Annotated in this window: 4 protein-coding genes; all 4 read right to left on the bottom strand. The window is 51.2% G+C overall.

The annotated features are described in order from the left end of the window. Positions 1 to 24: 24 nt before the first annotated feature. Entirely contained in the window at positions 25 to 1,296 is a 1,272-nt protein-coding gene (locus AC3DOM_RS16705) for an MgtC/SapB family protein (protein ID WP_487920171.1), read from the bottom strand. A 5-nt stretch (positions 1,297 to 1,301) separates the two neighbouring features. Then, complete coding sequence (gene ruvC, locus AC3DOM_RS16700; protein WP_487920170.1) at positions 1,302 to 1,805, bottom strand: crossover junction endodeoxyribonuclease RuvC; 504 nt, start codon at positions 1,803 to 1,805, stop codon at positions 1,302 to 1,304. A gap of 101 nt (positions 1,806 to 1,906) precedes the next feature. Beyond that, a complete protein-coding gene (locus AC3DOM_RS16695; RefSeq protein WP_487920169.1) occupies positions 1,907 to 2,662 on the bottom strand; it encodes a YebC/PmpR family DNA-binding transcriptional regulator in 756 nt (251 codons plus the stop codon). 175 nt (positions 2,663 to 2,837) lie between these two features. Then, positions 2,838 to 3,565, bottom strand: a 728-nt coding sequence (locus AC3DOM_RS16690; protein ID WP_487920168.1) for a magnesium chelatase domain-containing protein, incomplete at its 5' end; no start/stop codon positions are given.

The raw sequence follows: 3,565 nt of genomic DNA, 5'->3' as shown, positions 1-3,565 counted from the left end.
TCGACGCCACCAAGAGCCTATTTGTCAGATATATACCTGGAATAAGAGGGCCGTGCCAATCCCTACAACCAGCATCATCAGGATGGCGAATAATATGGGTTTACGCAGGGCAACCGAGCCCATTGCCAGGGCGATCCCGCCTTTGACGGCAGTATTTGACATGGTGGCAAGGACGATCGCCAGCGCTGCTTTTGGCAGGGCCACAACGCCCGTCTTGCTCAACTCGGCCATTGAAAGCGTAATTGCATCAACGTCGGCAATCCCGGAAATAACGCTTGAAAGGTAAAGACCGGTATCTCCGAGATACATTTGCGCAGCCCTTGAAACGAGCAGGACAAGGGCATAAAGTAAACCAAATTTTATCGCCGTTCCCAGATCAAAGGGGTTTGAAAATTCAATATCCCCTTTTTCAGCTGTACGTTGGGAGAAAAACAAATATAGGCAATAAATTAAACCAATTAGCCCGGATGCAGCGATCGGTATCCAGACCAGTTTTAACAGGGGTTGATAGATAACTCCAACTTCGATCAGGACACGCGCAAACATGACAGTCCACGCGACAGTGATCGCCAGCGCAAAAGGTCTCGAAAGATCAGGCTCCCGGTTGCTCCGCTCAGAAAAACTCAAGGTGACCGCGGTGCTGGAAACCAGGCCGCCCAGAAAACCGGTGATTCCGATCCCTTGTTCAGGGCCAACAACTTTGATCGCAACATAGCCCAGAAAACTAATCCCTGAGATGAAGACCACCATCAGCCAAATCTTGAAGGGGTTCAGGACGTCAAATGGAGGCGGCAGAAAACTCTGGTTGGGGAGAACGGGCAAAATGATGGCACTGATCACAGCCAGTTGCAAGGCAGCAAAAATATCTTCTTTGGTTAGATTACGTGCAAAACGATCAGTTTCAAGTTTGATCGAAAGCAATACAGTGGTTACGATACCAATTGCGATTGCCAAAGTGAGATATCCCCAATAGGCCATTGCACCTGCGCTGATCGTAACCACGATCGCAACTTCGGTTGTCAGCCCAACCTGTCCCTTACGAGCATCAATAAAATAAGCAACAGTTGAATAGGCCCCCAGCAGGAAGATCATCCCGACAAAGGCAATTGGCGAATCCAGTTGATCGGCGATCATGGCCGCCAACCCTCCGGCGAGACCGAATAATGCAAAGGTCCGTTCGCCTGCAATGATTTCCCTGCCAGGGCCACCATGTGCATATTCACGTTGCAAACCGATCAAAAAGCCGATTGCCAGAGCGACACCAAGTCGCAGGAAGAGATCTGCATTTTCCACCATACTATTTATCCTGGGTAATTAGACAGAGATTGCATCCGGGCACTATGAATATGGGTGATGGCGACAGCCAGTGCATCTGCCGCATCGTCGGGACGGGGGACGCTCTCCAGCTCGAGTAACATCCGCACCATCTCCTGGACCTGTTTCTTCTCCGCAGACCCATACCCTGCTACCGCCAATTTGATCTCATTAGGCGTGTATTCGGCGGGGTCCAGCCCGGCTTGAGCGAGGGCAAGCATCACCACACCACGGGCCTGTCCGACTGCGATGGCGTTGGTCACATTACGCTGAAAAAACAACTTCTCCACCGCACAACGTTCCGGACGGTGGAGAAGCAGGATTTCATTCAATTGATCGTAGATCAGGATCAGGCGTTTGTGGGCGGCCATCTTTGCCGGTGTGGTAATGACACCAAAGGCAAGCGCTTCAAGACTGTCATCGCGATTCTGACGGACAAGTCCGTATCCGGTCGTAGCTGTGCCAGGGTCAATTCCCAGCACCAAAGTCATGTTTGAACCGCCAAGTCGCCGAGGGTGCGCTTAAGTTTTGGCGAATTTAAAAAAGGCTTGGCGTTCTTTGCTTCCTGGCGATTTATATGCATATGGCTGTTTTATTCAGCCTCGAGGGCAGCCATTGCCTCATCGGATATGCCCATATTATGGTAGATATTCTGAACATCATCCAATTCTTCCAGATTTTCCACAACCCTGAGCACTTGGAGTGTATCATCAACGCTCAGATCCATTTCCTGCTTGGGTTCCATGCGCAGGCCGGCATCTTCAGGGTCTACATTAGCAGCACGCAAGGCATCACCAATATTTTTGAAACTAGTGACCGGGCCAACGATCTCAATCATGCCATTATCCTGGGTGACATCATCCGCGCCTGCTTCAATAGCCAGCTCAAAGGCTGAGTCAAAATCCATTTTACTTTCATCAAAAGCGAAAAAAGCGATCCGCTCAAATTGCCAGGCGACTGAGCCGTTCGCGCCGAGGCTTCCGCCATATTTATCCAGGCCATGACGAATTTCAGCCACTGTGCGATTTTTATTCTCGGTCATACATTCCATGAGCACAGCCACGCCCTTGGGAGCGTAGCCTTCATAGGTTACTTCTTCGTAAACGACACCATTTTTATCTTCGCCAGTACCACGTTTGATCGAGCGATCAATATTATCTTTGGGCATATTCCCCGCGCGGGCTTTTTCTATCGCCAGGCGCAAGCGGAAATTGGTATCAGAATCGCCGCCACCTTCGCGGGCAGCCATGACGATCTCACGACTTAAGCGGGTAAATGCCGCCCCTCGTTTTGCATCGGCCAACCCTTTTTTACGTTTAATGGTCGACCATTTTGAATGTCCAGACATGGGAATTCTCCTTCTTTAGAACTTCATCCAACAGGATGGGAGTTTTTTATTTGTGGTCTTCCTATTATAACGGGAAATCAGTATTCAGTAGCACAGTAATCAGTGATCAGTTGTCAGAAATCAGTAATCGGTCAGACCACTTAGGCCTCGTAGACAACCTAGACCACCCGACCAATCAGGCGACCTTCTTCCCTTTTTGTCTTTCCGGGTTTCCCATGGCCGCATCCAGGGCTTGATGGATGGAGCGCACTTCGACAATCTGAATATCTTTTGGCCAGGGTTCGCTCTTACGAATACGTGTTGGGACAATCGCAACCTTGAAACCGAGTTTGGCAGCCTCACGCAGGCGAAGCGGCATCTGCGAGGGCATTCGGAGTTCTCCTGCCAGCCCCAATTCGCCGATCAGTACCACATCCGCGCGGACGGGTGTATCACGCATCGAGGAGGCAATCGCCGCGGCAATCGCCAGATCTGCAGCGGGTTCATCAATTTTTAAACCACTGACCACGTTGACGAAAATATCCTGCTCGGTGAGTTTGACACCAGCCCGGCGGGTCAGCACAGCCGCGATCAACAATAAACGATTAAAGCTGACCCCATTTGGGGTGCGGCGGGCATTCCCGAAATTGGTCGGGCTGGTCAGCCCCTGGATTTCAACGAGGAGCGGACGGGTCCCTTCCATCGTCACCGCGACGGATGATCCGGGGGCGTTCACCATTCTTTCAGCGAGGAATGCTTCTGAAGGGTTGCTGACTTCTACCAACCCGCGCTCGTGCATCTCAAAAACGCCAACCTCGGCAGTCGCGCCAAAACGGTTTTTGATCGAGCGCAAAAGTCGATAGGCCTGATAGCGATCCCCCTCGAGATGCAGGACTGTATCTACGATATGCTCCAGCACACGCG

It is taken from the genome of Candidatus Desulfolinea nitratireducens, from assembly GCF_982879505.1.
This window is presented reverse-complemented; position numbering and strand designations above follow the sequence as displayed.

Excerpts from the sequence above, each read along its gene's own strand:
- AC3DOM_RS16705 (WP_487920171.1), bottom strand. The coding sequence starts at position 1,296 with ATGGTGGAAAATGCAGATCTCTTCCTGCGACTTGGTGTCGCTCTGGCA.
- ruvC (WP_487920170.1), bottom strand. The coding sequence starts at position 1,805 with ATGACTTTGGTGCTGGGAATTGACCCTGGCACAGCTACGACCGGATAC.
- AC3DOM_RS16695 (WP_487920169.1), bottom strand. The coding sequence starts at position 2,662 with ATGTCTGGACATTCAAAATGGTCGACCATTAAACGTAAAAAAGGGTTG.